This is a genomic window from Bacteroidota bacterium (assembly GCA_039111535.1).
Lineage (GTDB): Bacteria > Bacteroidota > Rhodothermia > Rhodothermales > JAHQVL01 > JBCCIM01.
Map to the genome: position 1 here is coordinate 1 of JBCCIM010000232.1, position 9,422 is coordinate 9,422.

General features: G+C 51.2%; 7 protein-coding genes. 4 read left to right on the top strand and 3 right to left on the bottom strand.

What is annotated here, in order from left to right; genetic code table 11:
• Positions 1-723, top strand: a 723-nt coding sequence (locus AAF564_23790) for a hypothetical protein (GenBank protein ID MEM8488591.1), incomplete at its 5' end; no start/stop codon positions are given.
• Here AAF564_23790 and AAF564_23795 read toward each other — a convergent pair.
• The 3 genes from AAF564_23795 to AAF564_23805 form a co-directional block, all read right to left on the bottom strand.
• Positions 706-1,278: a GNAT family N-acetyltransferase gene (locus tag AAF564_23795; protein MEM8488592.1), complete on the bottom strand. Its 573-nt coding sequence runs from the start codon at positions 1,276-1,278 to the stop codon at positions 706-708. The two genes, AAF564_23790 and AAF564_23795, sit on opposite strands and share 18 nt — an antisense overlap.
• Before the next feature lie 43 nt (positions 1,279-1,321).
• Complete coding sequence (locus tag AAF564_23800) at positions 1,322-3,853, bottom strand: zinc-dependent metalloprotease (GenBank protein MEM8488593.1); 2,532 nt, start codon at positions 3,851-3,853, stop codon at positions 1,322-1,324.
• Between the two features lie 106 nt (positions 3,854-3,959).
• Entirely contained in the window at positions 3,960-5,117 is a 1,158-nt protein-coding gene (locus AAF564_23805; GenBank protein MEM8488594.1) for a GNAT family N-acetyltransferase, read from the bottom strand.
• 153 nt (positions 5,118-5,270) lie between these two features.
• Between AAF564_23805 and AAF564_23810 the strand changes: the two genes are divergently transcribed.
• The 3 genes from AAF564_23810 to AAF564_23820 all read left to right on the top strand — a co-directional run.
• Complete coding sequence (locus tag AAF564_23810; protein MEM8488595.1) at positions 5,271-6,953, top strand: T9SS type A sorting domain-containing protein; 1,683 nt, start codon at positions 5,271-5,273, stop codon at positions 6,951-6,953.
• A 156-nt stretch (positions 6,954-7,109) separates the two neighbouring features.
• On the top strand, positions 7,110-8,798 hold the full coding sequence (locus AAF564_23815) for a T9SS type A sorting domain-containing protein (GenBank protein MEM8488596.1): 1,689 nt from the start codon (positions 7,110-7,112) through the stop codon (positions 8,796-8,798).
• Positions 8,799-8,899: 101 nt separating this feature from the next.
• A partial coding sequence (locus AAF564_23820; GenBank protein MEM8488597.1) for a hypothetical protein occupies positions 8,900-9,422 on the top strand: 523 nt, incomplete at its 3' end.

Below are 9,422 nucleotides of genomic sequence, written 5' to 3' on the forward strand. Positions count from 1 at the left end.
AGGTTAGGCGACCTGCGGCTTTTTGCAGAAGAAATTCAAGGACTTGGTTTCGAAGTTGATGCCTCTCGCCTGCTCTTGCAAAGCCTGGCAGATTATAAAATCCACGGCACCAGGCCTCCTTTTGACCATGTATTCCTTTTCACGGGGCACATGATCGATAGCGCCACCAGAGAGCACCCTCGATTCCCGGCAAAAAATGAGCACGCTGCAGCTAAGGCCATTGCAGATGCTGTAGCTTCAGAGGCTGCATCATTACAAAAGCAGAATAAATCTATACTTGGAATTACCGGTGGTGCCTGTGGCGGCGATATCCTGTTCCACGAGGCATGCCACGCTGCCGGCATTTCCTCACACATGTACCTGCTATTCCCTAGAAAAAAATTCCTCGATGCTTCTGTATCTTTTGCGGGCCAATCCTGGGTTGACCGTTTTGATAAAATCTATGACCGCCTGACGCCAGATGAACGCCCCGTACTTGGCGAGAACGACGAGCTCCCTACATGGCTCAAGGAGAAAAATGACTATTCCATATGGGTGCGCAACAACCTTTGGATGTTAAATAATGCGCTCGTTTATGGCGGGGCAAACGTTACCCTCTTTGCCTTGTGGAATGGCGAAGGAGGAGATGGTGTTGGTGGCACGCAAGACATGGTCGACCAGGCCTCTGCAGAAGGGGCCAAACCAGTCATCTTGAACACAAAAAACCTATTCGACCTGGTCTAGATTTAGCTTTTTCAAGTAATCCTCCCTGACAAGCCCATACATCTCGGCATCCAGGTACTGGCCAAACCGGTAATAGTGCTGCCGGCGCGTGCCTTCATGGGACATGCCAAGCTTTTGTAGCACACGCCCCGAAGCCGGATTGGTCGAAAAATGGGGGGCAGCAAGGCGATTCAATTGCAACTCTTCAAACCCATAGCGCAGCACAGCATGGCCAGCCTCCGTGCAATAGCCACTGCCCCAGTAGGGTATCCCGACCCAATAGCCCAAATCGCCTCGATTGTGGGGCATCTCCAGTACAATCCCGATTGAGCCAATCAACTCACCCGAAGACTTAAGTTCAATCGCGAAGTTGATCACGCGGTCGTTGTGAAAATCATCAATCAAACTCAAAATCCAGCGTTCTGCAATGCCATTTTTGTAGGGATGGGGCAGAAAAGTGGTCTGCGCCATTTCAGGTGCACCGGCAAGCTGCTGTACCCGGCGGGCGTCTTGTATGTGGAACTGCCGGAGCACCAGCCGTTCGGTTTCAAATTTCGGAAAGGGCCCTTGAGGCATATCGGGTTACGCTGCTACTTTTTGCGTTAAACGTCGGGATGAATTAATCGTCGGGATTGAGCAGTTCATCAATACGCACAACAACATCTTCGAGATGGTAGCGCGTCATTTTGTCGCGCGTCCGCCGGCTGGCCGCTGAGGCTTTCCGCTGCAGAGCCTCCATCTGACCACGGACAATAGGCCTGATATCCGACTGGCTCACATCAACTGAAGTGCCAAAGAAGAACGCAAAATTGGAGCTAAACTCTTCGTTCATCAGGTAAGCCATGCGCTCCAGGTAACCGCGCTGCAAGTTACGGCGATAGGTATCAATGGCCGGCCGCGTTACATCAATTTCAGACCAGAGACCATCCTGCAGGTCTTCCATAAATTCAATGGCTGTATACGCATTCTCACCGTCAATGACTTCGCCCTCGATCAAACGCTGAAGTCGTGTGGGATCGAGTAAGTTGTTGAGAATCGACACCTGCCGGCCTCGAATCCGATCAACGGCGCCTGCTGGTTCAATTCTCCGTAAAATGCTGTCATCAAGCAACCATGTCGGCGTTGTAAAGACCTGCTCCTGTAAAAACGCAAGCGCCGCTTCCTGGTTTGCACGACTTACTGTTGTATACACCATGCCCGACTGGTCACTCGTTTTTCGGTTTTCATAGACTCCGCCAATCAGCGTTATGGTGTGCCGCATGTAGCGGCTCCACATGCCAAGTAACTCGCCATAAATTTCTTCAAGGTCGTCGTAGTCCTCTCCATCAGTTGTCGTCCAATTGACTAACTCAGGTACAACGCGCTTGAGGTTCGCAACAGCATAGGTGCTGGCCAGCACCGGATTATCTCCCATATCTTCTGTCTGCGCATCCGGATTATAAGCAGTTGATCCGCCAAAACGGAAACGTTTGTCATCAGCGTGTTCGAGGATCATCGCATCCAGCATGGTTTTTTCCTGTTCCGCTTCCTCGATGTCTGGGTACCAGCGATAACCCCACTCGACTGAGTAGTGATCGTAAGGTCCAATTTTGCGGACAAAACGCGTGACACCATCACCAGGCTGTGCGATGTAGTTCTGCCGTGTATAATCCATGATGGATGCCCCCACCCCGTATGCCTCGGTAAAGGCCGGCGAACGCAAGGAGTCCACGGGAAAAGCAGAGCTTGCAATCATGTTGTGCGGCAGCCCAATGGCGTGACCAATTTCATGGGCAATCACCTGGCGCATGGTTTCTCCAATCAAATCGGCATCCAGCTTGAGCCCACGGGCACCGGGATTTGCAGCTCCGGTTTCGATCATCAACCGGTTACGATAGGAACGCATGTGGTTGTGATACCAGATAATATCGCTTTCTATGATTTCACCCGAACGTGGATCGGAGACGCTTGGCCCGGTTGCGTTGCGGGTTGTATTGGCCACGTAACGCATCGTAGAGAAGCGGACATCTTCCGGATCAAAATCGGGATCATCTTCAGGGATGCGGCACTCGATTGCATTTTTAAAGCCGGCGCTTTCAAAGGCAGTCTGCCAGTCGTTGATGCCCTGGCAAAAATAGGGGCGCCACCGATCAGGGGTTGCAGGATCGAGGTAATAGATAATCGGCTTGACCGGCTCTACCAGTTCACCCCGCAGATAGGCTTCGGGATCTTTGGGCACAAGGTTCCAACGGCGAATAAACGTGCGCCGGGCTGCTTTTTGCTCATCCAACCCAAAATCGACTTGCGAGACAGTGAAATACCCCACACGGTCGTCAGCGATACGTGGTGTCATGGGTTCTGCAGCCAGCAAGATCATCGATTGATACAGCTGCATCGAAATGGTGCCGGCTTTGCTGTTCGATGGTGGTGCTGTTGATTCAAACGTAAGCGTGTGCCGCACATTGACGTTCATCGGAAAGCTTTTGGCTTCGTCGATAAAGGAACGGTTGCCATCAAGCCGGCGCACTTTGAAACGGGTACGCTGGCTGGTGCTGAGCCCACCGATAGCTGGCACATCTTTCACAAAGAGGTCGGTAACATCGATAAGCACCCCTTGCGAATCGGGAGACAGGGCTTCGATATCAAACGACTGAATGATCGGCTCAAAATTATTTACCGCAACAGACTGCGCTACGGGCAGCGAGTCATTTGCAACACTGGTGTATGACCGCTTGCGCAGAAGAACCCTATCCCCTTTGCGCTGCCAGCGCACGACCTGCTCGCCCACTTTCGATCCACCGTTTATAAACGGACTCAGGTTGGCGGGCGTCTGTGCAATGCGGCTAATCCACAGCACCTCGCGTTCGAGGAGCGAATCAGGAATTTCGAAATAAAGGTCGTCATCAACACGGTGCAAGGTGAACAAACCTGCTTCTGAGACGGCTTTATCCGTAACTACCTCTTTATAGGCTTTGTACGGGTCGTCTTTCTTTTTTGAGGGGGTTGCCTTCGACGGGGCAGCGGAAGGTTTTTCAGCCACAGGTTGGCTTGTGGTACAACCACCGATGAGTAAAAACAGCGCAAGCACTAAAGAGCCAAGACGGAAACCGCCGGGACAAACGTTATTGAGTTGGTACATGGATAGCTTGAGGATCTGATGGGCCCGTTTCAAGGGCAAGCAATATCGATTGATACAGAAGAAGGCCCAAGATACAAATCTATCCCGTATATTTTGGGTCTGTTGTCATCAAAAATTTGCACATCAATTCCGTCTAAAATCAGGCAGCAACCATGAACATGCTCTTTTCTTTTTTCTGCGCCGGCGCGACACGGGCTGCGAGGATTTGACACAGGTTATAAAGCAGCTGCGCAGCCGTTGGCGTGCGTGACTTGATACGTTGTTTTAGCCGGCTCTCATCAAAACTGAGCACTTGTGCATGCCGCGAAGCTACGCGTACATCAGCCGTGCGCCGGCTGTTGAGTAAAAAACCGAGTTCGCCAATTACTTCACCAGCCACGGCACGGTGCACAACCTGGCCGCCTTTGCAAATATCTACTTCCCCGGCGAGAATCATAAACACAGTGGTTGTCTGCTGGCCGCTGCGGATCATAAGATCGTCCTGCTTCAAATCTAACAGATGTCCCTTTGAGATGATGGTCTTGACTTCTTGTGCCGGCAGGCTTTCAAAAAGCTTTGTACCACAGTAAGCGTGGGGCGTAATATCTGTACATTCAGTTGACAACTGTTCCAGTATCCAATTGGCTTTCTCCTCGGGCAGTTCCGCTACACTGCTTACACTTGCATTGCCCAGGCTCGCCGCAACGTCTGCTATGAATCCCAGATCTTCCACAGGTTGCTCAAGCACTTTGCGAAATGGGGAACGGGTGTCTGCGAGGTAGGCAAGGTCTCGAATCACAAAAGCCAGCGGAATCATAATACCAAAGGCATCATCATTATAAACAGGGCACGCATAGCTGCGAAACCCCATGCGTTGATAATAACGAATCAAATGGGGCTGGCAGTCACACACAGCCACCTCAATCTTTTCCCGCTTGCAAATCTCAGCCACCTCCTCAATCATCCGATAGGAAAGCCGGCTGCCGCGGTATCCCTTGCGCACCATAAACCGGGTGAGCACGAGGAGTTGTTCATCCTGGATGGTATCCCGGAAGCGCTGGAGATCATAGGTTTCTTCCAGCTCATCTGAAAACTGACCATACTTGCCAAGGTTGAGCCGCAAAGAGCCAATAAGTTGGCCGTCTTGTTTTGCGTACATCAGCCAGGCGTCGGTATCGTTCTCACCGTATAGCATGCGGCATTCGTGGTCTGCCACGTCATTAAAGATGTGCATTTCTTCTACGTAGACTTCATAGCGAAGGCGATAGATGGCCTCGCGCTCAGCTTCTGTTTGGGCGATATGCAGGGTAAAGTCCATGACGGGTCGTGTGTTTGAATTGTAAGCAATGCCCTTAACAGGGCCTCGTACTTTTCAACACACGAAAGTGCATGCAGTAGGCTCATCAAAATGTCGCGCCGGCCAGATTTTTTTCGTTCCCTCTTACAAGGGACTTTGGAAAAGAAACAGATCATGCATTTCCGTTTACTCCTCATATTAATTTGTTGTCTGCTAGCCGCTACTCCGACAAGTGCACAGACAGGTACCTGTGAGCCGCCCACGGCAGAAGCTTTCCTGGATATTGGAAAAGCCCATGCACGTATTCCTAACCATGGCGGGCTTTTTTGGGGCCGGGGCGGCCCCACTTTTTATCGCGTCCCAAAAGAAGATGGAGCAAATGCAATCTATGCGGCCAACATTTGGGTCAGTGGGATGGTGGACAACAAACTACGGGCCTCAGCGGCTACATTTGGACCGGGAAATTACTGGCCAGGCCCACTCAACGAATCCGGGCAAGCACCTTCAGATTGCAAACCGTTTGATAAAATCTGGGAGATCAATCTCAACGATATAGAAACGTTTCGCGAATCAGGGGCCATTTCTAATAACCTGAGAGATTGGCCGGCATATTTAGGTGCACCAGTTATTGATGGAGACGGAGATCCTGACAACTACAATCTTGCTGGTGGAGATGAACCCGAATTGCTCGGACATCAGCGACTTTGGTGGATCATGAATGACAGGGGAAATACTCATTGGTTAAATGGAAGCGAACCGTTAGGCCTGGAGGTGCATGCATCCGCTTTTGCTTATAAATACCACCCACTTGTAGAGCATCAGACGTTTTACTCCTATAAACTTATCAATAAAAGTACCGCAACCATCCAAGACACCTATTTCACAATATGGACAGATGGTGACATGGGCGATTATAATGATGATTATGTTGGTTCAGATTCATTGCTTGGCTTGGCGTATTACTACAATGCAGACAATGATGATCAGGGAGGATATGGAAAGGCACCGCCGGCCATTGGTTTTATGTTTCTCAATACACCCTCCGCAGAAAATGATGGCATTGACAACGACAGAGACAGCCTCATCGATGAACCCAAAGAGAAGCTAGGCGCAACGGTTATTATGAGTCACAGGAGATATACGGCTTCATGGGGCGACCCACGTGATGCACACGACATCATTAACTACGCGCGTGGTATTTGGCGAGATGGATCGCCCATCATTGAAGGATTCTGGGGATATGAAGACAATAACTGGTCTGCTGATAGCCAGCGCGTAGCCACACGATTTTCCTTCCCGGGAGACCCGCTGACCAATTCATTCTGGTCAGAAATGAACGCAAACAACAATGGTAGGCCCAACCCGCTTTCAGATCGCCGGCTCCACATGTCAACGGGCCCCTTTACTTTTGCACAAGGCGACACGGTTCATATTGCCTTTACTTTCCTTTATGCCAGAGGAAGTGATCATCTCGACTCGATCCGTACACTGAAGAGCACTGCTACCAGTATACTTGGCAGCGCGGACGCTTTCCTTGCTCACAATGCCGTCCCCAATCCATTCTTAAAACCAGAATTGGCTCCCCACCCCAACCACGTGTTGGGTTTCGATCAAAACTTCCCTAACCCATTCAGCAATTCAACCACCATACGATACAGCCTGCCGCAAGCCATGCAGGTTCGACTGACAGTTTATGACATCCTTGGTAGAGAAGTCGCTCAACTTGTGGATGCTTACCAGGAATCCGGCATTCACACCGCAGATTTCAATGCAGCGTCGTTACCTCCCGGCGTCTATCTCGCGCACCTTGAGGCGGACTTCCTCCGTTTTACAAAACGCATGCTGTTGATCCGGTAGAGAAGTGGAAGATTGAACGTTTTGGTGAAAGGGTTAGGGTTGAGCTACGCTGACCTTCACACGCGTCATCCCGGCCTTGAATCTGCCTTTATATCGCACATGTCGCTCGGCGCAACTTTTCTGCGTTTTACAAGATAGGTATAGATGGTATCTCTCATGCAAAAATGTAGCTTCATAACGATACTGCTCTTCCTTATGCTGCTTCCGTTTCAGGCAACAGCACAAACCGGTACCTGTGAACCAGCATTGGCTGAGGCTGAGCTTGACATAGGCAATGTACGCGCGCGCATCTTTAACAACGGCGGCCTGTTCTGGCGGGGCTCGCCCCATGTCTACGAAGTCCCAAAAGGCGAAGGCTCCAGCGCTCTTTTTGCTGCAAATATCTGGATTAGTGGCCTGATCGACAATCAAGTGCGCGTAGCAGGGAGCCGGTTTGGCCCGAGGGAATTCTGGCCCGGACCAATCGACGTAGCCGGCAATCCGCCGGCTGACTGCAGTCCTTACGACCAGATATGGGAAATTACATGGACTGACCTCTTTGACTGGTTCGAGTTTGGAACCATCTCGACCAACCTCGCAAACTGGCCCTGGCACCTGGGTGCCCCGGTGATTGATGGGGACGGAGTCCACGGAAACTATAACCTCGAAGGGGGTGACTTTCCCGAACTGCTCGGCCACCAGCGACTCTGGTGGATCATGAACGACCGCGGTAACACGCACGAATCAACCGACAGTCAACCACTCGGCCTCGAAGTACACGGATCTGCCTACGCCTTTCCATTTCCAGAGGCTGCCAAAAACCACACATTTTACACGCATAAAGTTATCAACAAGAACACGGTGCCCATCACTGATTTGCACTTCACCTTCTGGACCGATGGAGACCTGGGCAACTTTGACGATGACTATGTCGGGTCAGATACACTACTGGGGCTGGCGTACTATTACAACGCCGACAATTTCGACGAGGGAGGAGAAGGGTATGGTGAAGCGCCACCAGCGGTGGGATTTCTCTTCCTCGAAACACCCCCAGCTACTGGCGATGGGCTTGATAACAACCGCAATGGAGAAACAGACGAGCCCGGTGAAATGCTTGGACCCACGCTCATAATGAATCACCAGAAGAGCGGTAGAAATGTTGGGGGCCCACAAACTTTACAACAATACTTCAACTATGCGCGGGGCATATGGAGAGACGGGAGCCCGATGTTTGAGGGAAGCATCGGGTATGCCGACGCGTTCTGGCCCGATGGCTTGCCTCAAATTCCAACCCGTTATTATATGCCCGGTGATCCGTTAACCGGCGCGTTTTGGTCTGAATTCAACGGAGACAACGCAGGTAACGCAATAGCCCCATCTGACCGCCGGCTCCACATGTCGACCGGCCCCATCACCCTCGCACCCGGCGACACCATGACAGTTAGTACTGCCATCCTTTGGGCAAGGGGCGAAGACCATCTCGATAGCGTACGTCAATTGAAAGCAGATACACCGATCATTATCAACGCAGCTGCGGCTATTCTATCACCCAGTGTTTCGAAGAACCCTGATCCGCGACAACCCAACAATCCACCTCCTGGCACGGTGCTCAATTTTGAGCAAAACTTCCCAAACCCATTTAAAAGTACAACCACTATCCGCTACAGTCTCCCACAATCTATGCGGTTACGACTGGCCGTTTACAACACCCTCGGGCAGGAAGTGGCGGTGCTGGTGGAGAATCGACAGGCAGCCGGTAACTACAGCGCAGCCTTCAACGCCGACAACTTGCCGGCAGGTGTATACCTTGCGCGTTTTGAAGTCAACCAACTCCAATTTACCAGGCGAATGCTTCTCGTGAAATAACCTGTATGCTTTTCTACATGCACGAATAGGCGCTTTCACGCAAAATGTCGTGCTACACAGCATTTCTACGTTTTACCAGATAGGAACAGCTGGTATATCACATGCAAAAAAGCTACTATATCGCACTTCTCATCTTATTTGTGCTGTCAACGCCTCAGGCGACAGCGCAAACAGGTACCTGTGAACAGGCTACCGCAGAGGCGTTTATCGATATTGGTAACGTCCGTGCACGTGTGTTTAACCAGGGTGCCCTCTTCTGGCGGGGTTCGCCCCATTTCTATCAAGTCCCAAAAGATGGCAACTCTAATGCCCTGTTTGCGGCCAACATTTGGGTCAGTGGCCTTGTTGACAATGACATGCGCGTGGCTGCCAGTTCGTTCGGCCCTTGGGAATTCTGGCCCGGGCCTATAGACGATGCGGGTAACCCACCGTCAGATTGCACACCCTACGATCAAATCTGGGAAATCAATCGAAATGATTTAAATGATTTATTTCAATTCGGTACCATTTCAGAAAACCTGAAAAATTGGCCCTGGCAGTTGGGTGCGCCGATAATCGACGGCGACGGCATCCCTGACAACTACAATCTCGAAGGCGGTGACCTTCCCGAATTACTCGGCCACC

What these genes read in the sequence shown, in the direction of transcription:
- AAF564_23795 (MEM8488592.1), bottom strand. Translation starts at nt 1,278, where the DNA reads ATGCCTCAAGGGCCCTTTCCGAAATTTGAAACCGAACGGCTGGTGCTC.
- AAF564_23805 (MEM8488594.1), bottom strand. Translation starts at nt 5,117, where the DNA reads ATGGACTTTACCCTGCATATCGCCCAAACAGAAGCTGAGCGCGAGGCC.
- AAF564_23810 (MEM8488595.1), top strand. Translation starts at nt 5,271, where the DNA reads ATGCATTTCCGTTTACTCCTCATATTAATTTGTTGTCTGCTAGCCGCT.
- AAF564_23815 (MEM8488596.1), top strand. Translation starts at nt 7,110, where the DNA reads ATGCAAAAATGTAGCTTCATAACGATACTGCTCTTCCTTATGCTGCTT.